Here is a 24,516-nt window from a genome sequence, read left to right as displayed (position 1 = left end):
TTGTTAGTATATTTACAATCTAATTTTTTAAAAATCAATTATGAAAAAACTTTACTTTTTATTATTTGTATTTTCATTAACTACTTTGTCTTATGGACAAACTTCCGACTTATATTTCAGTATGGTCGCAGAAGGTTCATCAAACAACAAGTTTATTGAAATATACAATGGTACTGGTGCTGCAGTCAACTTAGACAATTATGCATTTCCAAATGTTTCTAACGAACCTTCTGTTCCTGGAGAATATGAATTTTGGAACACTTTCCCTGCTGGAACTATGTTAGCTGATGGTGATGTATTTGTTATTGCACATGGATCTGCTGATCAAGCAATTCTTGATGAAGCTGATATGACATTTAACTTCTTAAGTAATGGCGATGATGGTTTTGCTCTTGTAGCAAATGATGGTACGTGGAATGATGCTGATATGGATGGTAATATTGATGCTGGAGAAATGACTGGCTTTACAATCTTAGATTGGATTGGAGACTGGAATGGTGATCCAGGAAGTGGCTGGGAGGTTGCCGGTGTTGCAAATGGAACTCAAAATCATACACTGACCAGAAAAACATCTGTTTGTGGACCTAATAACGACTGGGCGGCTTCTGCTGGTACTGATGCAGCTTCTTCTGAGTGGATAGTAGGAGATATAGATACTGGATGGGATCAATTAGGTTCTTACACAGGCTGTGTTTCTGACCCTTCTTTAACTATTACTTCACCAAGTGATGGACAAGTAATAGACTCTGGTACAACTAGTGTTGATATAGCTATTGATGTTCAAAACTTTGTTGTGGGTAATCCTGGTACTGGTGATGGTCATATTCATTGGACTTTAAATAGCGTTATGCAACCAATGAAGTATAATACAGATCCTGAATCTATAATGGTAACTGATGGTGAATCTTATACTATTTACATGGAATTAGTAGATGATTCTCACCAACCTATTGTTCCTGCTGTAAACCAAACTATTACATTTTCTGTAGCTTATCCTTGCGATTTACAGATCGGTACTATCGTTGAAACTTGCGACAATATTACACCTGCTACAACTGATACTTATAATGTAACTTTAGATTTTACAGGTGGTGGAACAACCACTTACACTATTGATACTGGTGGTGTTGGTACAGTTGGTGGTGACAACCCAACCTCTATGGCAATGGGTACCATTACTATTTCAAATATTACTGAAGGTACTGATTTTACAGTAACTTTTACAGGAGACCCAATGAATAGTGGTTGTAACTTTACAAGAAACATAAACAGTCCAGACTGTGACCCTGAGTTAACTTTACCGCTTTATGAAGGTTTTGACTATACTGTTTCTTCTAATCTAATTGATGCTCCTAATTGGAGTAACATATCAAGCAGCACAGACGAAATATTAATAAACGGACCAGGTGGTTTAACATATCCTAACTTAGCATCATCTAGTCAAACAGGAAATCATGCAACATTTGATGGTGGTGGTAGCGATTCCGCAATTGAGTTTGCGGCTGTTTCTACTGGTACTGTCTATGCTTCATTCTTAATGAATGTTACAGACAACTCTTCTGTAACTACTCCAGGATACTTCGCTTTATTAGGAAGCTTTGATGCTAGATTATGGGCTGTACCTGTGGTTCCACCTAGTGCACAAGGTGGTGGAGGTCAATACCAAATAGGAATTTCTAATGTTAATACAGCTCCAACTGGTGCTGCTTTAGACCCTACGGTATTATCTACAGGATCTACTGTTTTAATAGTAATGAGTTATGACACTGATACTGGTGTTATGAATGCATGGGTAAACCCAAGTGATGCAACATTTGGTTCTGCTTCTGCTCCATCTGCTGGTGCTACTGACACTGATGCATCTCCTCAAACAAATATGAATCAATTTGCTTTGAGACAAGATTCTACTTCGGAAACACCATTTATATTGTTTGATGAATTGAGAATTGGAACATCTTGGGCAGACGTTACACCTGTAACATTATCAAATAACGAGTTTAATTTAGATTCGCTTACTATTTACCCTAACCCAACTAATACAGGGTTTGTAAATATTAAATCTACTAACACTGATGCAATGAGTGTACAAGTATTTGACATTCTTGGTAAGCAGGTTAAGAATGAAACTTTAACTGACAATACGTTAAATGTTTCAAATTTAAATACTGGTGTATACATTTTAAAGATTACTCAAAACAATGCTACTACGACTAAAAAATTAGTTATTAAATAATCATTGTTTTTAATCATAAAGAAAGCGCAGCTAAGATTTAGCTGCGCTTTTTTATTTTCAATACTTTTGCAAAATGATTTCTAAAGACACTATTTTTAATATTAAGACCAATGCCGAATTTGAGGCATTAGCACTTGATATCTTTAGATTTCAATTTGAAAACAATGCGATTTATCGCTCTTTTTGTGATTTATTATACAAACATCCATCTGATGTAAATAGTCTTACAGAGATTCCCTTTTTACCAATTCAATTCTTTAAAACACATGAGGTTTTAAGTTCTCAAAATAAGGTTGAAAAAATATTTACCAGCTCTGGTACTACAGGAAGTACAACCAGCAAACACATAGTAACTAATCTAAATATTTATGAAGAAAGCTATCTAAAAGGCTTTCAACATTTTTATAATAATATTGAAGATTATGCGGTATTGGCTTTGTTGCCTTCTTACTTAGAACGAGATGGCTCATCACTTATCTACATGGTAGATGATTTAATACAGAAATCTAAACATCCAGAAAGTGGCTTTTACCTCAATAATCTAGAAGACTTATCAAAGACACTTAATAAGCTTGAAGCAAATGGCCAAAAAACACTTTTAATAGGTGTTTCTTTTGCTTTATTGGATTTGGTTGAACAGTTTCAATTCAACTTAAAACATACTATTGTAATGGAAACTGGTGGCATGAAAGGCAGAAGAAAGGAAATCATTCGTTACGAACTTCACGATAGACTTAAATCAGGATTTGGCGTAGACCAAATCCATAGCGAATATGGTATGACAGAACTTTTGAGTCAGGCATATTCTAAAGGTAATGGGATTTTTGAGTGTCCTCCTTGGATGAAAATTTTAACCAGAGATACAGAGGATGCTTTAACAATATTACCTTCAAATAAAACTGGTGGTATCAATATTATAGACTTAGCCAACATTAATTCCTGTTCCTTTATTGCCGCCCAAGATTTAGGTAAAACTTCTGAAAATGGACAGTTTGAAATCATCGGCAGATTCGACAACTCTGATATTAGAGGCTGTAATTTAATGGCTTTGTAAGGTTTTCTAATCCATTACGACTATATAAGTGCTATCGAAAAGAAAGATTTTTTCAATAGTTGATTGATTGGTTAGATGGTGCCCAAAAGAGATTTTGGGCACTTTTATTATTCAACCTTTATTATGTAAGTGTTTTTCTTCCCTTTATTAAGTATAATGTAGGTATCGTTAATTAAGTCTTCTGAAGTTAACTGATAATCTTCTTTTACTTTTTCTTTATTAACTGAGATAGAATTTTCTTTTAAAGCACGTCTTGCTTCTCCATTAGAGTTTAAAAAATTGGTTTTTGCAGCCAATGCGCCAATCATGTCTAAACCTTCATCAAATTCTGCTTTAGAAATATACGCTTGAGGCACTCCTTCAAAAACATCTAAAAATGTAGCTTCATCTAAAGTCTTAATATCTTCCTTAAACGTCTTACTAAACAAGATGTTTGAAGCTTTAGCTGCATTTTCATAATCTTCTTTAGAATGTACCATAGTGGTTATTTCTTCAGCTAACTTCTTTTGTAATGCTCTTAAATGTGGAGCTTCACTATGAGTTTCCACAACTGCATTAATGTCTTCCTCCGTTAAGAAAGTGAAAATCTTAATATATTTTTCAGCATCCTCATCACTTGAGTTTAACCAATATTGGTAGAATTTATAAGGCGAAGTTCTTTTAGCATCTAACCAAACATTTCCACCTTCAGACTTACCAAATTTAGAACCATCGCTCTTTGTAATTAATGGACAAGTAATTGCAAAACCTTTACCATTACCTATACGACGTATTAGCTCTGTACCTGTAGTTATATTTCCCCATTGGTCACTTCCACCCATTTGTATTGTACAGTTATTCTCTCTATACAAATGCAAAAAATCATAACCTTGTACCAGTTGGTACGTAAACTCCGTAAAACTCATACCATCATTAGAAGATTCTCCTGAAATTCTACTTTTTACAGAGTCTTTAGCCATCATGTAATTTACAGTAATATGCTTACCAACATCTCTGATAAATTCTAGGAATGAAAATTCTTTCATCCAATCATAATTGTTTACCAAAACTGCCGAATTAGTAGCATCACTTTCAAAATCTAAGAAGTGAGATAATTGCTTTTTTATGGATTCCTGATTGTGTCGTAGCGTTTTTTCATCTAACAAATTACGCTCACTGGATTTACCAGAAGGATCACCAATCATACCTGTTGCACCTCCAACCAAAGCAACTGGTTTATGTCCACAACGCTGGTAATGCGCCAACAACATAATTGGCACCAAATTACCGATATGTAAAGAATCTGCTGTTGGGTCAAAACCAACATATGCACTTCGCATAGTTTCTAGCAAATGTTCTTCTACTCCAGGCATACTTTGGTGTAACATGCCTCTCCATTTTAATTCTTCGACAAAATTTTTCATTCTTAAACTCGTGTAATTTGATGTTGGCAAAGATATGTTTCCACTTTAAAAGACAAAAGACAATTTTAACGTAATTTAGCCTTATGATTTTAGTTACAGGAGGAACAGGGTTAGTAGGCTCACATTTGTTGTTTAAGTTGGTCTCTAATGGGCAAAGTGTTCGAGCAATCTACAGACGTGAAAAAACATTAAAACGTGTTGCTCATGTTTTTAGTTATTTTTCGGATAATGTGGAAAATCTATTTAATACTATCGATTGGGTAGAAGCTGATCTCAATGACATCCCAAAACTTCAAAAGGCTTTTGAAGGCATTACACATGTTTATCATTGTGCAGCTTTTGTTTCTTTTGAACCCGACAAATACCATCAATTACGTAAAATAAATATTCAAGGCACTGCAAACATTGTTAATCTGTGTATTAGTTATTCTGTTAAAAAACTATGTTATGTAAGTTCTATTGCTGCTATTGGACATCATGAAGATGCATCAAAACTTATCACTGAGCAAACGGCTTGGAATCCTGAAGAGGATAACAGCGTTTATGCCATTACCAAATATGGTGCAGAACTCGAGGTTTGGCGAGGCACACAAGAAGGGATTGATGCTGTTATTGTAAATCCTGGAATTATACTAGGTGCTGGTTATTGGAAAGGTGGCAGCAGTGGTAATTTATTCAGAAAAATACATGAAGGCATGACATATTATGTAAACGGAGTTGTTGGGTATGTTGATGTATTTGATGTAGTAAATACTATGATTTCCTTAATGGAGAGTAACATTAAAAATGAAAATTACATTTTAATTGCTGAAAACCTCAGTTTTAAAGATTTTCAACACAAAGTGGCACAAAGTCTAGATGTAAACCCTCCTAAGAAAGAAGCTAAGCCTTGGCTTTTAAATATTGCTTGGCGTTTGGATTGGTTAAGACACAAATTAACAGGTTCTAGAAGAAGTTTTACAAAGCAAACTGCCAAATCTGCTACAAGCATTACCAAATACGATAACTCTAAAATTAAAAATGCAATAGGTTTTGAGTTTAAGTCTATTGGCCAATCAATTAAAGAAGTTTGTGAGTTGTATCTAAAAGATTTAAAACTGAAGTAAATTAATTACTGACCTCTTTTTTTAAAGCTTTTTTTATAGAGTCTTTTTGTTTGTCATTTACCCTACTAATAGAATCTCTTCTACGCTTGGCTTTTTTACTTTTCTTTTTCTCTAAATCTTCAAACCTTTCTTTATCTTTCTGTAATCTGCTTTTTACCTTTTCTACCATAGACTTATACAAATCCGTATCAAAAGCATAGTAAGCATTACTCTCAGCAAACTGAGCACTATCGATTTTGTGTTTATTTAAAACATATGACTCTGGCACAATACCTTTATCTTCTAATAGCTTTCTATTAACTCCTTTAGCCGCATTAATGACATATAGATCATAAAGAATATTTTCCATCTTATCTGTAGAAATGAGATTATTTGGCTTTGGAGGCTTACTTTTATTATCACAAGACACTGCAAAGACAAAAATAACTAGTATGTAAAGGAATTGTTTCATGTCTTAATCTTTATTGTTTTCAATGATCACACTCAGACTGCGCTCAGTGCAGGTTATGGAACATCCTATCTTCATTTTCGCTGGGCAGTTTAAGATTAATCATGGATGTTTTATCTATTGAAAGTTAATCGCTTTGCAGCTTTAACGTTTAATACTTTAAAATTGTTGTATACCAACTTACCATTTAAAATAGTATGTGTTATTCTGCTTTTAAAGGTATTACCTTCAAAAGGAGACCAACCACATTTGTACAAAATATTTCCTTTATTAACCGTCCACGGACTATTGGCATCTACTATGACTAAATCTGCGTAATAGCCTTCTCTAATGTAGCCTCGCTTCTCAACATCAAAAAGAATAGCTGGATTATGACATGCTTTTTCTACAATCTTTTCGATTGATATTTTTCCTTGATGGTGCATTTCTAATAATGCCACCAAGGCATGTTGTACTAATGGTCCACCAGAAGGAGCACTTGTATAAGGGTTACTTTTTTCTTCAATAGTGTGAGGCGCATGATCTGTTGCTATAACATCTATTCTACCATCTAGCAGTGCTTTAAGCAACTGTTCTCTATCCTTAGCTGTCTTAACAGCTGGATTCCATTTTATATGACTACCTTTTTTCGCATAATCTTCATCAGAAAACCATAGATGATGGATGCATACCTCTGCGGTTATCTTTTTATCTTTTAGAGGAATTTTATTTGTAAACAAATTGGTTTCTTTTCCTGTAGACAAATGAAACACATGTAATCTAGCTCCTGTCTTTTTTGCCAATTCAATAGCTTTAAAAGATGACAAATAACAAGCTTCTTCACTTCTTATGATTGGATGCATTTCCATAGGAATGTCATCGCCATATTCCGCTTTATACTTCTCAAGGTTTTGTCTAATAGTACCTTCATCCTCGCAGTGCACTGAGATAACCATATTTGTACTCGAGAATATTTTCTCTAAAACTTCTGGGTCATCAACTAACATATTTCCGGTAGAAGATCCGAGAAATAATTTTAATCCTGCAACGGTTTTAGGATCTACTTTTAATATTTCGTCTAAATTATCATTGGTTCCTCCAAACATAAAGGAATAGTTAGCGTAAGAAGTCTCTGCGGCAATAGCAAATTTTTCTTCTAACTTTTCTACAGTCGTCGTTTGAGGCTTAGTGTTTGGCATTTCTATAAAAGATGTAATACCACCAGCCAATGCAGCCTTAGATTCGGACTCTATATTAGCTTTATGTGTTAAGCCAGGCTCTCTAAAATGCACCTGATCGTCAATCATACCAGGCAAAACGTAGTTGCCCTCAGCATCAATAACAGTTATATCAGCAGATTTAACACTAATAGAACTGTCTATTTCTTTTATAATTTGGTCTTCAATAAGTATATCACCTTCAACTATTTTGCCTTCGTTGACAATTTTAGCATTTTTTATGAGGGTTTGTTTTTTCATGCTTCTTATGACTTAGTGAATAAGCTTTTTAATTTTAAACTAATGACCCCAAAAATGGCTTCAGAAATAATACTTCCGCTCATTTTAGATTTCCCTTTAATTCTATCTTTAAAAATAACAGGAATTTCAACAATTTTAAAACCTTTTTTATAGGCTTTGAATTTCATTTCTATCTGAAAAGCATAGCCAATAAATTTTACTTTGTTTAAGTTGATGGATTCTAAGACTTTTCTCTTATAACAAATAAAACCTGCTGTAGAATCCTTTACTTTCATACCAGTTATTAACCTTACATAACGTGAGGCTCCATAAGACAACAATATTCTGGATAACGGCCAATTAACAACCGTAATCCCTTTAACATATCTTGAACCAACAGCAATATCGGCACCGTTTGCGACACAAGCATTGTACAGCTTTCCTAGATCATCTGGATTATGAGAAAAATCGGCATCCATTTCAAAAATAAACTCATACTTACCTTGTAATGCCCATTTAAAACCTGAAATATAAGCTGCTCCTAAACCACTTTTTTTATCTCTTTGTAGCAAGTGGAGTTGAGTTATGTACTCTTGCTGTATAGACTTTACCTTATCTGCAGTACCATCTGGTGAATTGTCATCTACAACTAAAACGTGAAAAGACTTGTCTTGTGAAAACACAGCATTTAAAATAGCTTCAATATTTTCAATTTCATTATATGTTGGGATTATGACAAGTGCGTCAGACATTTATATACTTTTAAAACACGTTTTTGTTTTGCCGATAGAATTTTGACAAATGTAAAGTTTTTAGTGGATTAAAAACTGTTATAAGTTTATTAAGATTTTAATTATGGTTACCTTTAATTTCTTTATAACTTAGCACCATGAGGAATTTTATAACTCACGAATGGTTTACAATTTTCACTGTTTTTGGAATCTTTGCACTTGCTGTTGCTAAATTTCTAAACGCACTACGTTTTAGTGATTTTATAGCTATTGTAGGGAATTCAAAATACCTCAAAATCTACAGTAAAGATCAGAAGTTTATAGATCCTTTTGATGGTTTGTTATTTATCAATCTCGCTTTTTCAGGAAGCATATTTTTATTTTTCAGCTATTCTACTTTTGTTTCACCATTAACATTTGAGTTAATTTCTTTTTTAAAATTACTGTTAGCCGTCGCAACTGTTGTGATAATTAAGACCTTATTAGAACGACTTATTGCTAGTCTTTTTGAAATTGACAGTATTATTGATGCATACTTATTTCAAAAAATCACTTTTCTTAATTATTCTGGCTTGGTTTTAATTATTACTAACTTACTGTTGCTCTATACAGTTACAAATCCTAAAATTGTAATAATTACATCTTTTATTGTGATTTTCTTAATAAATCTCATTGGTTTTATAACTTCATTTAAAAACTATCAAAAATTAATAAATCCCAACTTTTTCTATTTTTTATTGTATCTTTGCGCTCTCGAAATTGCGCCTTATGTGCTTTTATATAAGGTAATTAGCGAGTATAACTTATAAACAAAGGGGTTTACATATGAAAGTGAAGACGATTTTAGTATCGCAACCAGAGCCTAAAATAGAGAACTCTCCGTACTTTGATTTGCAAGAAAAGCAAAAAGTTAAGGTTGACTTTAGACCTTTTATACATGTAGAAGGTGTTTCAGCAAAAGATATCAGACAACAAAAAATAGATCTTAGTAAGTTCACTGCTATTATACTTACTAGTAGAAATTCTGTAGATCATTTCTTTAGAGTAGCTGATGAAATGCGCTTTAAAGTACCTGATACTATGAAATACTTCTGCCAGTCTGAAGCTGTTGCCTACTATTTGCAAAAATATGTAGTTTATAGAAAGCGTAAAATCTATGTTGGTAAGCGTACTTTTGAGGACTTAACTCCTTTAATCAAGAAGTACAAAGATGAATCGTTTCTATTACCTACAACAGATAAAGTAAAACCGATTATACCTGAAAATTTAGATAGCTTAGGTGTTAACTGGAAACAAGCTACATTTTATAAAACTGTAATTAGTGATTTATCTGATTTGGCTAACGTTTACTATGATATTTTGGTATTCTTTAGCCCATCTGGTATTGAATCTTTATTTCATAATTTCCCTGACTTTAAGCAAAACGATACGCGTATTGCTGTTTTCGGAAATACAACAATAAAAGCTGTTAAAGAAAAAGGATTACGTGTAGACATTGCTGCACCAACTCCTGAAACTCCATCTATGACAATGGCTTTACAGAAGTACATCGACAGCGTTAATAAAGGAAAATAAGTATTAAAATATTTATATTAAAAAAAGCGATTCTAAATTAGAATCGCTTTTTTTATTTATAATTCTTGAATTTTAATATCCATATCGTTGAGGACCTCCTCTTCTTATTTCTTCTGAAGCATCTGACTCAAATTGCTTAAAGTTTTCCCTAAAAGAGTTAGCTAATTTAAAAGCCATTTTATAATATGCCTCATCATCATTCCATGTAGTTCTTGGACTTAATACTTCTGTTGGTACGCCAGGACAAGACCTTGGCTGTGCTACACCAAATACAGAGTGAATATGATAATCTTCATAAGTATAATTACCCAATTCACCATTTAATGCTGCAGTAATCATTGCTCTGGTATACTTCAGTTTCATACGTGTTCCTACACCATAAGGACCACCTGTCCAACCTGTATTAACCAACCAAACGTTTACACCAGCCTCTTTCATTTTCTTACTTAACATATCTGCATACTCTGCAGGATGCAATGGCATAAATGGAGCTCCAAAACAGGCAGAAAACGATGGTTGCGGCTCTACAACACCAGCTTCAGTACCAGCTACCTTTGCAGTATATCCAGATATAAAATGGTAAGCTGCTTGCGCAGGAGTTAACTTAGAAATTGGAGGTAATACACCAAAAGCATCTGCTGTTAAAAAGAAAATATTCTTAGGATTAGATGCGTAAGAAGGAGTTTTAATATTATCTATGTGATAAATAGGATAACTTACCCTTGTGTTTTGTGTGATTGAGCTATCGAAATAATCGACTTCACCATTTTCTTTAAAAATTACATTTTCAAGGATTGCTCCTGGTTTAATTGCTCTATAAATGTCTGGCTCTTTTTCTTCAGACAAGTCAATAACTTTTGCATAGCAACCACCTTCAAAATTAAAGATAGTGTTTTCTGCTGTCCAGCCATGCTCATCATCACCAATTAATTTTCTATTAGGATCTGTAGACAACGTTGTTTTACCTGTACCTGAGAGTCCAAAGAATATAGCAGTTTCACCATTATCACCAACATTTGCTGAACAGTGCATTGGTAAAACATTTTTTTCTACTGGCAGTATAAAGTTTAAGGCAGTGAAAATACCTTTTTTCATTTCACCTGTATAAGCAGAGCCTCCTACTAAGGCTATCTTTTTTGTGAAATTTAATATTGAAAAGTTACCTTGTCTTAACCCATGATTTTCAGGATCTGGACACGAATATCCTGGAGCACAAAGCACTAACCACTCTTCTTCAAAATTCTCTAATTCTTCTGCTGTAGGTCTTAAAAACATGTTGTAAATAAACATATTAGACCATGGATATTCTGTTACAGTTCTTACATTCATTTTGTATTGAGGATCAGCACAAACGTAACCATCTCTAACAAAAATCTCTTTGCCGCTTAGATAATTTTCAATTTCATTTTGTAAATAATCAAAATGCTCTGGCGTAATGGCCTTATTAGATTTTCCCCACCAAATTCTGTCTTTGGTATAATCGTCTTGCACTAAAAAACGATCTTCAGGAGAACGGCCAGTAAACTTACCAGTATTTACGGCCAAAGTACCATTAAGTGTTTCTTTACCCATTCCATTTTCTACGGTAATGGCTTGTAATTTTTTTGGTTCTAATTGATAGTGGATTGTGGCATCTTTAATGCCATATTTTTCTAACGAAATCGTTTTCGTTGAAGGTGTATGGTTTACCATAATTTTTGTGTTGTTTAGGACGCAAAATTATAACTTTATTTTAAAAAGACGTTGTTAAAAGCCATTAATCGACCTTATTTCTTATAATACCGATTAACATCATTGCCCAAGCCAAAATTAACAATAACCCTCCTATAGGTGTAATCATTGCAATAGTCTTAAAATTAAAACTTGAAAGGTCGTTTGTTGCCAAACCATATATAGATCCAGAAAAGAATAAAAGACCAACGAGCACCAAGTAAAAAACTATTTTTTTAGTCTTTAAATTAACAAAGGAAGTACCACCAAGTATGAGAAGAAAAAAGGCATGGTAGATTTGATAACGTACTCCTGTTTCAAAAGTTTTTATTGCATCTGCATTGACTAATTTTTCTAAACCATGAGCTGCAAAAGCACCTAATATTATTCCTAATATTCCTAAAATTGAACCAGCTACTAATATCTTTTTGTTCATAAGTAAAGTTAGATTTTGGTTTCTTATACTTGCCGTATTTATTACATTCGTGTTTTACAAAATTAGTCATATAAAGCTACTATGCGAAAGATTTTAATCATTGGTGCAGGAAAATCTTCATCATACCTTATAAAATACTTACTAGACAAGTCCGAATCTGAAAACCTTCAGATAACTATAGGAGATTTAAATACAGATAATGCAAAAAAACTAGTAGGTGAAAACTCAAAAGTCAACATCATTCACTTAGATGTTTTTAAATCAGACTCAAGAAGCGAAGCTGTTAAAAACGCAGATATTGTTGTTTCTATGTTGCCTGCTCGATTTCATATTGAAGTAGCCAAAGATTGCATTACCTACAAAAAACATATGGTAACTGCATCTTATGTGAGTAAAGAAATGCAAGATCTAGATGAAGACGCCAAGGCAAACAACCTTATTTTTATGAATGAAATAGGTGTTGATCCTGGTATAGACCATATGAGCGCCATGCAAGTTATAGACCGCATTAGAGATAATGGTGGTAAAATGATTTTGTTTGAGTCGTTTACTGGAGGTTTAGTTGCTCCTGAAAGTGATGACAACCTATGGAACTATAAATTTACATGGAATCCACGAAATGTCGTAGTTGCAGGACAAGGTGGTGCTGCTAAATTTTTACAGGAAAATCAATTTAAATACATTCCGTATGGCAGGCTATTTAGGAGAACTGAATTTTTAGATATTGATGGTTATGGTCGTTTTGAAGCCTATGCTAATAGAGATTCTTTAAAATATCAACATGTTTATGGGTTAGATCATGCTCGTACGCTATATCGTGGTACCATGAGACGTGTTGGTTTTAGTAGAGCCTGGAATGTTTTTGTACAACTAGGTATGACTGACGATAGTTATACTATAGACGATAGTATTAATATGAGCTATCGCGACTTTGTAAATGCCTTTTTACCATATAGCCCAACAGATTCTGTTGAACTTAAATTTAGACATGCGCTTAAAATTGATCAAGACGATATTGTTTGGGATAAGTTTTTAGAACTCGATCTTTTTAGTGCTGATAAAATGGTAGAATTAGATAAAGCTACTCCAGCTCAGATTCTACAGAAAATTTTAATGGATAGCTGGACGCTAGATCCTGAGGATAAGGACATGATAGTAATGTACCACAAATTTGGGTACGAGATTAATGGAGAAAAGCGTCAAATAGATGCTACTATGGTTGTGGTCGGCGAAGACCAAACTTACACTGCCATGGCTAAAACGGTAGGCCTACCAGTAGCAATGGCTACAATGGATATCTTAAATGGAAAAATAAAGACACCTGGAGTACAAATTCCTATTTTTAAAGAAGTTTATACACCTATTTTAGAAGAACTAAAAACTTATGGTGTACAATTTAAAGAAAAGAAAGTACCATATTTAGGCTACAATCCTCTTAATCTTTAAAATTTATAATCCTTTTCTTATTTTTAACTTTCGATTTAAAAGAAGAAATCATGAAAGTTAATGACAAAGGCATATACATAGATGGTATTGACAAGAAGATTCTAAGAGCCTTAATGGAAGATGCCAGAACTCCAATTTTAGAAATTGCGCGAAATGTTGGCATCTCTGGAGCTGCTATACATCAACGACTCAAAAAACTAGAAAAATCTGGACTTTTGGCAGGTTCTAAGTTTATTATCAATCCAAAAGTTTTGGGCTACACTACTATGGCCTTTGTTGGTGTATATTTAGATAAAGCCGTAAGTAATCCTGAGGCTGTAAAACAACTTCAACGCGTACCAGAAGTTATAGAGTGCCATTACACTACTGGAGAATGGAGTATTTTCATTAAAATTCTCTCCAAAGACAATGAACATTTAATGCATTTACTTAATACCGAAATACAAGGCATAAAAGGTGTTTCTAGAACCGAAACTTTTATTTCCCTTCAACAACAGATTAGCAGACAGATAAAAATATAGGCAATAAAAAAGCCCTGTTTTTCAGGGCTTTTATTTCTATTCATGATACAACTAGTCCCTCGCAAATACACGAAAAGCCCAATATAATAATGAGGCTAAAGCACCTATTGCAGCTACTAAATATGTTCTAGCAGCCCATTTAAGGGCATCTTCAGAACCTTTATATTCATCTGGAGTTACCATATTTTTAGCTTTTAACCAAGCTAATGCTCTGTTACTTGCGTCATACTCCACAGGAAGTGTAATAAAACTGAATAAGGTTGCAAATCCCATCATTCCTAATCCTGCTAATGCCACCCAATAACCAAGCCCTACTCCTGCTGCAGCACCAAGTCCTAATCCTATTATAACGACCCATTGAGACATACCTGATGTTACGCTAACAATTGGCACCAACTGAGAGCGCATTTGTAAATAACTATATGCTTGTGCATGTTGGACAGCATGACCAACTTCATGAGCAGCTACTGCAGCTGCAGCTGCATTTCTTTGATTATAAACAGCTTCGCTAAGGTTTACTGTCTTATTTTTTGGATTATAATGATCTGTCAACTGACCAGCTGTAGAAATAACCTCAACATCATAAATGCCGTTGTCGGCTAACATTTTTTCGGCAATTTCTCTACCACTCATCCCATTCCGCAACTGTACTTTGGAGTATTTCGCAAACTTTCTCTTAAGTGTGCTACTAACTAACCAACTTACTAGCATTATCGCTCCAATTAATAACAAATATCCTGTACCCATAGTATTTTTTTAAATTTAGTATTGTAAATGTACTAAATGAATAGCAAATAATACGCCAAACTATAGTTAAGAAATTTTGTCAGTAAAAGGTGCTACATCGCATCTACAGACCAATTGAAAGCTTCTGCAATCTCTTCGTAAATAATTTTACCGTTGGCTATGTTAATTCCTTTTCTTAGCGATTGGTCTTTAGCACAAGCTACTTCCCAACCTTGATTGGCTAATCTAAGCACATAAGGTAAGGTTACATTTGTTAACGCTAAAGTGGATGTGTAAGGTACAGCACCTGGCATATTTGCCACACAGTAATGCACAACATCATCTATTATATAAGTTGGATTTTCGTGAGTGGTTGGCTTTGTAGTTTCAACACAACCTCCTTGATCTACAGCAACGTCCACTATTACTGTTCCTGGTCGCATGTCTTTAAGCATATCTCTAGTGATTAAGTTTGGCGCTTTTGCTCCTTTTAATAATACACCACCAACTATTAAATCGTGATCTTTAATACGCTTTCTAATGTTGAATTCGCTAGAAAATTCCGTAACCACATGGTTTGGCATTACATCATTAACATAACGTAGTTGCTTCATATTAATATCCATTATAGTAACATGAGCACCCAAACCTGCAGCCATTTTAGCAGCTTGTATACCAACAGTACCAGCACCAAGCACTAATACTCGTCCTGGTGGCACTCCAGGTACTCCGCCAAGTAAGACACCTCGTCCTTTAATTGGTTTTTCTAAATATTTTGCACCTTGTTGAATCGCCATACGACCTGCCACTTCAGACATTGGTGTGAGCAATGGTAATGAGCCATCTTCGTCTTCAACTGTTTCATAAGCAATACAAACTGCCCTGCTTTTTAACATCGCCTTAGTTAAAGGTTCGCTAGACGCAAAATGAAAATAAGTGAATACCACATGATGCGGTTTAATAAAATCATATTCAACGGCAATAGGTTCCTTTACTTTTACAATCATTTCGGCAGAAGCGTAAACTTCCTCTATCGTATCCAGAATGGTAGCTCCAACCTCTTTGTAGTCTTCATCAAAAAAGCCACTGCCTAAACCAGCATTTTTTTGGACATAGACAGTGTGGTCATTTTTAATAAGTTCATAAACTCCTGCTGGTGTCATACCAACACGGTTTTCGTTGTTCTTGATTTCTTTTGGGACTCCGATTTTCATATGCTGTGTGTTGTGGTTAATAGCACTATGAAATACACTCAAAAAATCTAGCTATCCAAATATTAAGGTGAAATGAAAGTCATTTTTACGAAATTATTATTTTGAAGAACGAATTTTGAATTATTCGAAATAAAACACTGTTTTTCAACACAATACATCAATAGATGAAATTATTATTTTTTCGATGAAGGGGAATCAACAATGTCACATAAAGTATTTTCGAAGCAGAAAGAAAAAGTACATCCTCTGATAGTTCTCGATAGTTCTGCAGAGCTTGTCGAAGTGCAAAATCGCTTATAGCAATTTCACTCGAACTGACGAAAACGAAAAACAACAGAGCGTCACATCGAGTGTTTCTGAGGCACGAAGAAAAGTATCGAGATGTTAAAGACGAAACTTAATCAACAGCTAAAGAAACATCTTCAACACGTTCATTTTTAAAAACAATAAGTAAATACTCTTTTTGAGAAGAAAAGAAACTTGGTGGATTTCCGATGTTATAAATAAAAGCGTCTTTTGATGTATTTAGTTTTGAATCTGGCTGACCTAAAATTTCAATAATTTCACGCTTTGTTTTGCTTGATAAAATCTGAGATTCAATGATATCATCTACCATTTCGTAGCGTTGTAATGGTTCAGTTTTCCACACTTTTGCATCAAAAGGTTTCTCTAAAAGATTTATAAGAATAAAGGCTATAATAACAGCAGCCAGAAAAAAAAGACCAATGCGCTTAATCATGAATTAAAGATACTAAAAAGTCTTAGTTCTTATTCTTTAATTAAATGTGCAGATTGTACTACAGTAATAGGATAACTTACCACATCTATTGGGTCATCTCCTTCAGTTTTAGACTTGTTAGTTTGTGCTTTTCCTGAAAACGTAATTGTGAAATCCATTGACTCCTCGTTGAAGCGCTCTGTAGTAGTTAAGATATTTCCTTGCACTTCAAACATAGAATATAGCGTTCCATTAATAAACTTAGCATCCAGCAAAATACCATTGTTCTCGTCTACAACGTATTCCCCTTTTTCTGCATTCTTTTCTATCAAAGTATAATCGCGTTCCTGGCGATTTCCTTCCACAATATATACTAAGGTATATTTATACTTTCCAATAGAATCAGTTGGTTGCAAATGAAATTCCATCTGCAGTTTTTGTTCACCTGCTGAATTGGTAATCGTTAAATCTCCTTTGTAAATACCAAAATAATCTTGCGGAAATTCAAGTGCTTTTTCTTGTGCATTTAAATGCATACACAATAGAATTAATGCTACTTTAAGTATCATTCTTAGACCTTTCATGTTTTACTATTATTCGCTCTAACGCATTAGCACTTATTTTATCTCAATGTAGCTTTCCTTTGGCTGGTTTTAATTAATTATGAGATTCCTGCTTTCGCAGGAATTGGTTACCCAACAATATTCACAATCTTACCTGGAACCACGATGACCTTTTTAGGTGTGCGACCTTGTAATTGTTCTTGTGTTTTTTCGTTTTCTAAAACGGTTTTTTCTATCTCCTCCTTGCTCATATCTAATGGCAATTCTAACGTAAAACGCATTTTACCATTAAACGAAATCGGATAATTTTTAGAACTCTCTACCAAATGCTTTTCTTCGAATTTTGGGAAAGGTGCTGTTGAAATCGATGTTGTATGACCTAGTTGTTCCCACAATTCTTCAGCAATATGCGGCGCGTAAGGCGACACTAATACTAATAATGGTTCTAAGATTTCTTTACTTGTACACTTTTGCGCTGTTAACTCGTTTACCGCAATCATAAAGGTAGAAACCGATGTATTAAATGAGAAATTCTCGATGTCTTCCTCAACCTTTTTTATGGTTTTATGAAGCGTTTTTAAAGCCTCAGCCCCATCCGACTTCCCCAAAGGGGAAGAGTCAACCAGTAACGCTCCATTTTCTCCTTGATGGAATAATTTCCAAAGTTTTTTAAGGAATCCGTGTACTCCTGTGATACCTGCTGTATTCCAAGGTTTGTATTGCTCTAATGGTCCAAGGAACATTTCGTATAAACGTAAGCTGTCTGCACCATAATCTTCTACAATATCATCTGGATTAACAACATTGTACTTTGATTTTGACATTTTTTCGACGTCTCTAGATACTTTATATGCTTCATTATTTGTAATAAAAACTGCATCTTTAAAATCTGTTCGCCAATTTTTGAAGTTTTCAATATCTAATTCATCAGAAGCATTTATCAATGAAACATCAACGTGTAATGCTCTTGTGTCCCTTTTAGGGAATTTTATTAATTCAAAACTTTTCTCAAATTCTTCTTCACTCATTACTGAGAGAAACTGGCTTTTAAGATTGAGTTCAATATACTCTATTCTTTCATCCACTGGAAGAGACTCGATTTTTTCAATTAAATCATATGAAATAAAAACATCTCTTTCAAAACCAACATTCTCATTTTTTGAAACATTAATTTTATCCTTCAAAAATTGATGAACAAAAGCACTAGTACCAAGTATCATCCCTTGGTTAATCAGCTTTTTAAATGGTTCATCCACTCCAACAAACCCTCTATCGTATAAAAACTTTACCCAAAAACGTGAGTACAATAAGTGGCCAGTAGCGTGCTCGCTACCACCAATGTATAAATCTACATTTTCCCAATATTTTAGAGCCTCTTCAGTTGCAAAGGCTTCGCCTCTTTTGGCTTGTTCTTCCATATAACGGAAAAAGTACCAAGAGCTTCCTGCCCAACCTGGCATTGTGTTTAATTCTAGTGGGTAGATGCCTTTAGATTCTGAAACAAGTTCAGAATGACAAACTGTATTTGTATTGGTGTCCCAAGCCCAAACGTCTGCACGCCCTAATGGTGGCTCACCTTCTTCGGTTGGTAAGTATTTTTCAACTTCTGGTAAGGTTAATGGTAAATGTTTTTCATCTATCATTTGCGGCATACCATCCTTGTAATACACTGGGAAAGGTTCGCCCCAATAACGCTGACGAGAAAACACCGCATCACGCAAACGGTAATTGGTTTTTCCTTCACCTTGACCGATTTGCTCTAATTCGAAAATAGCGCGCTTAGTAGCTTTCTTATAGTTCATTCCATCAAGGAAGTCGCTATTGGCAATTTTAACATTATCCTTAGATGCAAAAGCTTCTTCAGAAATATCGACACCTTCAAAAATATTTGGTATCGGAATATTGAAGTGCTTAGCAAAATCGTAATCTCTTTGGTCTCCGCAAGGTACAGCCATAACAGCTCCTGTTCCGTAGCTTGCCAATACGTAATCGCCTATCCAAATCGGAATAGGTTCTTTGGTAAATGGATGCTCGGCATAAGCACCTGTAAACACACCAGAAATGGTTTTTACATCTGCCATACGGTCGCGCTCACTACGCTTTGCAGTGGCTTCTATGTAGGCTTCAACCTCAGCTTTTTGTTCGTCTGTTGTAATTTGCGACACAAGCTCGTGCTCTGGTGCTAACGTCATAAACGACACTCCGAAAATGGTATCAGGTCTTGTTGTGAAGACTTCAATAGTTGCATCATAATCTTTTACATTGAAAGTTACTGAAGCACCAACCGATTTTCCAATCCAGTTTTTTTGGATGTCTTTAAGCGCATCTGTCCAATCAATCGTATCTAAACCTTGAAGCAAACGTTCTGCGTAAGCCGAAATTCGCATACTCCATTGGGTCATTTTTTTACGGATTACAGGATGACCACCACGTTCTGAAACTCCATTTACAATTTCGTCATTGGCTAAAACGGTTCCTAAAGCAGGACACCAATTTACTTCGGTTTCTGCTAAATAGGTCAATCTATATTTTAAAAGGATATCTTGTTTTTCAGTCTCTGAAAAAGCGTTCCATTCTTCAGCAGTAAACGGATTAATATCATCATCGCAAGCCGCATTTACATTGACATTTCCTTCAGCTTCAAACATTTTGATTAAGGTGTCAATATGTTCTGCTTTGTTGCTATCGTAGTTGTACCATGACTCAAACAACTGAATGAAAATCCACTGGGTCCATTTGTAATATTCCGGATTACTAGTGCGTACTTCTCTACTCCAATCGAATGAAAATCCGATTTGGTCTAACTGACGACGATAGGTTGTAATGTTAGCCTCAGTCGTTACTGCAGGATGCTGACCTGTTTGTATTGCATACTGTTCTGCAGGTAAACCAAACGAATCGTAGCCTTGTGGGTGCAATACATTAAACCCTTTATGACGCTTGTAACGTGCATAAATATCACTTGCTATATAACCCAGCGGATGCCCAACGTGCAAACCAGCTCCACTTGGGTAAGGGAACATATCTAATACGTAATATTTTGGTTTATCACTGTTGTTAGACGCTTTAAAGGTTTCGTTTTTTGCCCAGTAGTCTTGCCACTTTTTCTCTATGTCGTTGAAGTTGTATTTCATCTTCCTGTTTTCCTTGAAATAAGGTGCAAATTTAGTGGTATTACAACACAATAAAAAACTAAACGTTGTATTACTCTACATAAGCATTTTCTTTTTTATTTTTACATCATTAATCCGCACTATATGGCATCATCTTTTGACAAGTATCAAAAACGAAAATTAATTTCTTCATACATCTCTGTAGTTATCAGTATTGCATTGGTTTTATTCCTGTTAGGCTGTCTTGGTCTTTTGGTTATTAACTCTAAAAAAGTAGCTGATCATTTTAAGGAGCAAGTGGTGATGACGATTTATTTGAATGATACTGCAAAAGAGGTTGAAGTGAATCAGCTAAAGAAAAGTTTAGCAATGGCAGAGTATTCTAAAGAAGCTGTCTATGTCTCTAAGGAAGAAGCTGCTGAAATGATGAAAGCTGAAACAGGTGAAGATTTTATGGATTTTGTAGGTTATAATCCGTTAAAAAATTCAATTGATGTTTACTTAAAAGCTGATTTTGTAACGACAGAAAAACTAAGTGAAATCTCTGAAAGTCTTTCAACAAAATCGTTTATTGAAGAAATAAGATACGATAATGACCTCGTAGAATTGATGAATGATAATGTAAAAAAGATTAGTGTTTGGGTACTTATTATTAGTGGCTTGTTTACACTTATTGCTGTTTTACTAATTAATAGTTCTATTCGTTTGGCTGTATACTCAAAGCGATTTATTATAAAAACCATGCAAATGGTTGGTGCGACGAAGAGTTTTATTCGCAGACCATTTGTTTGGAAAAGCGTTCAACTTGGTGTCGTTGGTGCTATTGTTGCTTTAGCAGGTATGGCAGTTGTACTGTATTATTTAGATCAATATTTCCCAGAACTAGAATTGCTTAGAAATACTGTTATGATCGCAGGTCTTTTTCTTGGTGTTTTTGTGTTGGGTGTAATCATCACTTGGATTAGCACCTTTATTGCCACACAACGTTTCTTGAATTTAAAAACGGATCAGTTGTATTATTAAGTGTAATGAAGTTCTCCTTAGACAAATTAGTTGCACTACCTTTTATTTATTTATTCGCTCTTCCTTTTCTCGATTCTGCGTTTAAGGATTATGAAGGTGAAGACAGCTATGATTGGGATATAAAAATCTATATTTCAATTTTTATAGTTTCTTTATTTATCATAATGTTTTTTGTCCTTTATCATTCACAAGAAAATGACAAGACTATTAAGCTTCTCAAGAGCTTTGCCTATGGAGTATTTTTTTCGTTTTTGGCAACCTTTTATATAAATATAGTTAAAGATCAAACTATATTTCACATTAATAAATCTTTTGCCAAAAAAGATTTAAAAGAAGAGTTTGTTATAATCAACACTTGGTCAAATGAACAAAAAAATCGAATTACCATAGAATCTGTTAATAATGATTACTTCTTTATTGCTGAAGATAAAATATCACTGAATAATCTTTCAAATATCAAAAAAGGAGACACAATTACAATTAATATGAGTATTGGACTTTTAAACAAACCCTTTCTACGTTCGGGAAAACTAGAAATATTGAAATAGGTTTAAAAAGGTTCCATTTGAAATGACAGAATATTAAATTTAGATTCTCTTAACGCAAAAGTTTTAAATAAAACTATTACTTTGCATCTACAAAGCAATTGGTATGGGCGAAAAGAAACGCAAAGAACAATCTAAAGCAGAGTTTATCTTCGGAAAAAAGAACTATAAGTTTATGCTCATAGGTTTGGCATGTATTGTTGTTGGATTTATCCTTATGTCTGGCGGAGGAAGTGACGATCCTAATGTTTGGAATCCAGATGTGTTTAGCTGGAGACGTATTCGCTTAGCACCTACTTTAGTGCTTATAGGTTTTGGATTTCAGGTATATGCCATTCTATTGAATCCTGATAAAAAGAAATAATGCCTATTGGTAGTTTTAAATTAAGAGTGATAGCTATTGCATTAGATTTAGTTATTGTCTATCATTTTTTTATTGGAATTTTATCTCAACTATTTATAAGCAGTGTATTTTTTAATTATTCAAAAAAAGAATTACTAACCTCAATAGCATTAACACTATTATTTCCTATTTATAAAATCATAGCCGAATGGAAATTTGGTTATACTGTCGGTAAAAAAATCGTTGGTTTAAAAATAGTAAACACCGAATTTCATTCAATTTCTCTAAAAGCTTCATTAATCAGAAACAGCTATTTGGTTTTGTATTTTGCTATTCCAGGCATCTTTCTTTTACTATCGTACAACACATTTTTCAACCACCATTCAGGTGGCGATTATATTGATATAGCTATTTCTGGTATTGAACGACTCTTTAAAGGCTTTATAGCACTCGTCATTTATCTTATTTACAACCTAGTTTGGTGTTTTTTCGTATTTCTAACTTCTGTTTCTGCGGCAGACAGTGATAAAAAGCAGACCTTGTTCGACCAGTTGTCTAAAACCCTTGCTGTGGCTTCAAAGTAAAGTTTTGATCCTTCTTTTTTTGGATTTTGTTAATTGTTAATTGATATTTGTCACCTATGGAAGTTATTGATGCTATTATCTTAGGGATTGTACAAGGACTCACAGAGTTTTTACCTGTATCCTCCAGCGGTCATTTAGAATTAGGAAAAGCCATTCTTGGCGACAATTCTTTACCTAAAGAAAGTCTATTATTTACAGTAGTACTGCACTTTGCAACTGCACTTAGTACTATTGTTATTTTTAGAAAGGATATTATAGATATCATAAAAGGTATCTTAAAATTTGAATGGAACGAAGATTTACAATTTCTAAGCAAAATTGTAATCTCCATGATACCTGCTGTAATTGTTGGTTTGTTTTTTGAAGAACAGCTCGAAGCACTTTTTAACGGTAACATTTTACTTGTTGGTGTTATGCTTATTGTTACTGCAATTCTACTATTTATGGCAGATAGAGCTAAGGACACCAACAAAAATGTAACTTTTAGTAATGCGTTTGTTATCGGTATTTCTCAAGCGATTGCCATGTTGCCTGGTATTTCTCGTTCTGGTGCTACAATTTCTACGTCTGTACTTTTGGGTAATGACAAAACCAAGGCTGCACGTTTTTCATTTTTAATGGTAGTCCCTTTAATTTTTGGAAAAATTGCTAAAGATATTTTGGGTGGAGAAATCACTTACGACAGTGCCAACTTTACAACACTAGGTATTGGCTTTATAGCTGCTTTTGTAGCAGGATTATTTGCTTGCAAATGGATGATTGCTTTGGTAAAACAAAGTAAACTCACTTACTTTTCTATATACTGCATCATAGTCGGTCTTATTGCTATAATCTGGTCATTTGCATCATGAAAACTTTAGAAGATTATAAAGAAGGTCAGGTTTTATTGATTGATAAACCACTAACCTGGACCTCATTTCAGGCCGTAAACAAACTACGTTGGGCCATTAGAAAATCGTATTCGATTAAGAAAATAAAGGTTGGACATGCTGGTACTCTAGATCCGCTTGCCACGGGTTTATTAGTGATTTGTACTGGTAAAATGACTAAACAAATTAACACCTTTCAAGGTCAGGAAAAAGAGTATACAGGTACTTTTGTTGTTGGTAGCACCACTCCATCTTATGATTTGGAAACCGAAATTGATGCTACCTTTCCGATAGAACATATTTCGGAAGACTTAATTCACCGAACAACCAAACAATTTATTGGTAAAATTGAGCAATTTCCACCAGTATTTTCAGCGATAAAGAAAGATGGTAAACGCTTGTATGAATTTGCCAGAGCAGGTGAAGCTGTAGAAATTAAATCGAGAGAAATTGAAATTTCTGAATTTGAGATTACAGAAATAAATACCCTTGAAAGTATTTTAACGCTCAATTTTAGAGTAGTATGTAGTAAAGGCACTTACATTCGTTCGCTTGCACATGACTTTGGAAAAGCCTTAAACTCTGGAGCACATTTATCGGTTTTAAGACGTACACGTATTGGTGATTTTAAGGTTAAAAATGCACTAAGTCCTGAAGATTTTATAGCTACACTTCCACTAGATCAATGATTTAACAAGGGTTTAGCACTGTGATTTAAA

24 protein-coding genes are annotated in these 24,516 nt (G+C 34.2%); 13 read left to right on the top strand and 11 right to left on the bottom strand.

Annotated elements, in window-relative coordinates; genetic code table 11:
• Positions 1 to 40 precede the first annotated feature (40 nt).
• Positions 41 to 2,233 carry a T9SS type A sorting domain-containing protein gene (locus ACXAFS_RS03490; protein WP_475305337.1) on the top strand — a complete coding sequence of 731 codons (2,193 nt, stop codon included), beginning with the start codon at positions 41 to 43 and terminating at the stop codon, positions 2,231 to 2,233.
• 73 nt (positions 2,234 to 2,306) lie between these two features.
• Positions 2,307 to 3,287, top strand: a complete 981-nt coding sequence (locus ACXAFS_RS03485; RefSeq protein ID WP_475305336.1) for a LuxE/PaaK family acyltransferase — start codon at positions 2,307 to 2,309, stop codon at positions 3,285 to 3,287.
• Between the two features lie 107 nt (positions 3,288 to 3,394).
• On the opposite strand, the gene tyrS is transcribed toward ACXAFS_RS03485, so the two are convergent.
• Positions 3,395 to 4,690 (bottom strand): tyrosine--tRNA ligase, encoded by a 1,296-nt coding sequence (gene tyrS, locus ACXAFS_RS03480; RefSeq protein WP_475305335.1) that lies wholly within the window; start codon positions 4,688 to 4,690, stop codon positions 3,395 to 3,397.
• Positions 4,691 to 4,773: 83 nt separating this feature from the next.
• On the opposite strand from tyrS, the gene ACXAFS_RS03475 reads away from it, so the two are divergent.
• The gene (locus tag ACXAFS_RS03475; protein WP_475305333.1) at positions 4,774 to 5,796 is read left to right on the top strand and encodes an NAD-dependent epimerase/dehydratase family protein; all 1,023 of its coding nucleotides are present in this window, start codon (positions 4,774 to 4,776) and stop codon (positions 5,794 to 5,796) included.
• 1 nt (position 5,797) lies between these two features.
• Here the strand turns inward: ACXAFS_RS03475 and ACXAFS_RS03470 are convergent, their stop codons facing one another.
• The 3 genes from ACXAFS_RS03470 to ACXAFS_RS03460 all read right to left on the bottom strand — a co-directional run bounded on the left by ACXAFS_RS03470 (position 5,798) and on the right by ACXAFS_RS03460 (position 8,432).
• A complete protein-coding gene (locus tag ACXAFS_RS03470; protein WP_475305332.1) occupies positions 5,798 to 6,247 on the bottom strand; it encodes a DUF4296 domain-containing protein in 450 nt (149 codons plus the stop codon).
• A gap of 110 nt (positions 6,248 to 6,357) precedes the next feature.
• A complete protein-coding gene (locus ACXAFS_RS03465; protein ID WP_475305331.1) occupies positions 6,358 to 7,701 on the bottom strand; it encodes a dihydroorotase in 1,344 nt (447 codons plus the stop codon).
• Between the two features lie 5 nt (positions 7,702 to 7,706).
• Entirely contained in the window at positions 7,707 to 8,432 is a 726-nt protein-coding gene (locus ACXAFS_RS03460) for a polyprenol monophosphomannose synthase (protein WP_475305330.1), read from the bottom strand.
• A 137-nt stretch (positions 8,433 to 8,569) separates the two neighbouring features.
• Between ACXAFS_RS03460 and ACXAFS_RS03455 the strand changes: the two genes are divergently transcribed.
• On the top strand, positions 8,570 to 9,220 hold the full coding sequence (locus ACXAFS_RS03455) for a DUF4271 domain-containing protein (protein ID WP_475305329.1): 651 nt from the start codon (positions 8,570 to 8,572) through the stop codon (positions 9,218 to 9,220).
• Between the two features lie 16 nt (positions 9,221 to 9,236).
• The gene (locus ACXAFS_RS03450) at positions 9,237 to 9,986 is read left to right on the top strand and encodes a uroporphyrinogen-III synthase (protein WP_138432849.1); all 750 of its coding nucleotides are present in this window, start codon (positions 9,237 to 9,239) and stop codon (positions 9,984 to 9,986) included.
• Positions 9,987 to 10,058: 72 nt separating this feature from the next.
• On the opposite strand, the gene pckA is transcribed toward ACXAFS_RS03450, so the two are convergent.
• Both pckA and ACXAFS_RS03440 read right to left on the bottom strand, forming a co-directional pair.
• Positions 10,059 to 11,678, bottom strand: coding sequence for a phosphoenolpyruvate carboxykinase (ATP) (gene pckA / locus ACXAFS_RS03445; protein ID WP_475305327.1), 1,620 nt, complete (start codon positions 11,676 to 11,678; stop codon positions 10,059 to 10,061).
• A gap of 64 nt (positions 11,679 to 11,742) precedes the next feature.
• On the bottom strand, positions 11,743 to 12,132 hold the full coding sequence (locus ACXAFS_RS03440) for a DUF423 domain-containing protein (protein ID WP_475305326.1): 390 nt from the start codon (positions 12,130 to 12,132) through the stop codon (positions 11,743 to 11,745).
• 81 nt (positions 12,133 to 12,213) lie between these two features.
• Here ACXAFS_RS03440 and ACXAFS_RS03435 point away from each other — a divergent pair, with 81 nt between their 5' ends.
• Together ACXAFS_RS03435 and ACXAFS_RS03430 are read left to right on the top strand one after the other, a co-directional pair.
• On the top strand, positions 12,214 to 13,578 hold the full coding sequence (locus ACXAFS_RS03435; RefSeq protein ID WP_475305325.1) for a saccharopine dehydrogenase family protein: 1,365 nt from the start codon (positions 12,214 to 12,216) through the stop codon (positions 13,576 to 13,578).
• Between the two features lie 50 nt (positions 13,579 to 13,628).
• The gene (locus tag ACXAFS_RS03430) at positions 13,629 to 14,099 is read left to right on the top strand and encodes an Lrp/AsnC ligand binding domain-containing protein (RefSeq protein WP_475305324.1); all 471 of its coding nucleotides are present in this window, start codon (positions 13,629 to 13,631) and stop codon (positions 14,097 to 14,099) included.
• Between the two features lie 51 nt (positions 14,100 to 14,150).
• Here ACXAFS_RS03430 and ACXAFS_RS03425 read toward each other — a convergent pair whose 3' ends face one another.
• The 5 genes from ACXAFS_RS03425 to ACXAFS_RS03405 form a co-directional block, all read right to left on the bottom strand.
• On the bottom strand, positions 14,151 to 14,846 hold the full coding sequence (locus ACXAFS_RS03425) for a zinc metallopeptidase (RefSeq protein WP_475305323.1): 696 nt from the start codon (positions 14,844 to 14,846) through the stop codon (positions 14,151 to 14,153).
• A gap of 92 nt (positions 14,847 to 14,938) precedes the next feature.
• Entirely contained in the window at positions 14,939 to 16,039 is a 1,101-nt protein-coding gene (ald, locus tag ACXAFS_RS03420; RefSeq protein WP_475305321.1) for an alanine dehydrogenase, read from the bottom strand.
• A gap of 397 nt (positions 16,040 to 16,436) precedes the next feature.
• On the bottom strand, positions 16,437 to 16,778 hold the full coding sequence (locus ACXAFS_RS03415) for a hypothetical protein (RefSeq protein WP_475305320.1): 342 nt from the start codon (positions 16,776 to 16,778) through the stop codon (positions 16,437 to 16,439).
• A gap of 29 nt (positions 16,779 to 16,807) precedes the next feature.
• A complete protein-coding gene (locus tag ACXAFS_RS03410; protein WP_475305319.1) occupies positions 16,808 to 17,341 on the bottom strand; it encodes a hypothetical protein in 534 nt (177 codons plus the stop codon).
• Between the two features lie 107 nt (positions 17,342 to 17,448).
• The gene (locus tag ACXAFS_RS03405; protein WP_475305317.1) at positions 17,449 to 20,454 is read right to left on the bottom strand and encodes a leucine--tRNA ligase; all 3,006 of its coding nucleotides are present in this window, start codon (positions 20,452 to 20,454) and stop codon (positions 17,449 to 17,451) included.
• 123 nt (positions 20,455 to 20,577) lie between these two features.
• Here ACXAFS_RS03405 and ACXAFS_RS03400 point away from each other — a divergent pair, with 123 nt between their 5' ends.
• From ACXAFS_RS03400 to truB, 6 genes are all read left to right on the top strand, one after another.
• Positions 20,578 to 21,456, top strand: a complete 879-nt coding sequence (locus ACXAFS_RS03400; protein ID WP_475305316.1) for a cell division protein FtsX — start codon at positions 20,578 to 20,580, stop codon at positions 21,454 to 21,456.
• Between the two features lie 5 nt (positions 21,457 to 21,461).
• Positions 21,462 to 22,004 (top strand): hypothetical protein, encoded by a 543-nt coding sequence (locus ACXAFS_RS03395; RefSeq protein ID WP_475305315.1) that lies wholly within the window; start codon positions 21,462 to 21,464, stop codon positions 22,002 to 22,004.
• Positions 22,005 to 22,107: 103 nt separating this feature from the next.
• Complete coding sequence (locus ACXAFS_RS03390) at positions 22,108 to 22,365, top strand: DUF3098 domain-containing protein (protein WP_475305313.1); 258 nt, start codon at positions 22,108 to 22,110, stop codon at positions 22,363 to 22,365.
• Positions 22,366 to 22,391: 26 nt separating this feature from the next.
• Positions 22,392 to 22,928 (top strand): RDD family protein, encoded by a 537-nt coding sequence (locus ACXAFS_RS03385; RefSeq protein ID WP_475305312.1) that lies wholly within the window; start codon positions 22,392 to 22,394, stop codon positions 22,926 to 22,928.
• A 56-nt stretch (positions 22,929 to 22,984) separates the two neighbouring features.
• Positions 22,985 to 23,779 (top strand): undecaprenyl-diphosphate phosphatase, encoded by a 795-nt coding sequence (locus tag ACXAFS_RS03380; protein ID WP_475305311.1) that lies wholly within the window; start codon positions 22,985 to 22,987, stop codon positions 23,777 to 23,779.
• Complete coding sequence (truB, locus tag ACXAFS_RS03375) at positions 23,776 to 24,486, top strand: tRNA pseudouridine(55) synthase TruB (protein ID WP_475305309.1); 711 nt, start codon at positions 23,776 to 23,778, stop codon at positions 24,484 to 24,486. The genes ACXAFS_RS03380 and truB overlap by 4 nt, the downstream gene beginning before the upstream one ends.
• Positions 24,487 to 24,516 lie beyond the last annotated feature (30 nt).

Source organism: Winogradskyella sp. ABM4_392, from assembly GCF_056160445.1.
The sequence above is the reverse complement of the archived record's forward strand: the minus strand, read 5'-3'. Positions and strand labels throughout refer to the sequence as shown.